Origin of the sequence: Halostella sp. PRR32 (genome assembly GCF_034808085.1) — an archaeon.
Lineage (GTDB): Archaea > Halobacteriota > Halobacteria > Halobacteriales > Natronoarchaeaceae > Halostella > Halostella pelagica.
Genome location: NZ_JAXHGL010000044.1, coordinates 1 through 337, shown reverse-complemented (window position 1 = coordinate 337; position 337 = coordinate 1). Strand labels below are relative to the sequence as shown.

Sequence of the window (337 nt, the reverse complement as noted above, 5' to 3'; positions counted from 1 at the left end):
CTCGTCGGGCGCGAGGAACAGCGGCTCGCCGAGGTCCCCAGGGAGCGGGTCCGCGAGCACGCCCGCGGCGTCCACGGCCGTCGCGGTCGGCTCGAAGAACTCGCAGACGGCCGTCTCGTGAGGGTTCACGGTGAGGACGCGGTCGGTGTTCGCGGAGAGCGCGCGAGCGACGGCACGCGCCGACACCGGGTCGCCGGCGGTGAACGCCTCGTCCTGGCGCGCGTAGCCCATGTACGGCAGCACGGTGACGACCTCGCTCGCGCCGGCCTCGCGGGCGGCGTCCTGGAGCTGGAGCAGTTCGACGAACGCGTCGCTCGTGGCCGTCGAGGCGACCACG

At 74.5% G+C, this 337-nt stretch carries 1 protein-coding gene; it reads right to left on the bottom strand.

What is annotated here, in order from left to right:
- Nucleotides 1-337, bottom strand: a 337-nt coding sequence (locus SM753_RS20330; RefSeq protein WP_323192900.1) for a ribose-phosphate pyrophosphokinase-like domain-containing protein, incomplete at both ends; no start/stop codon positions are given.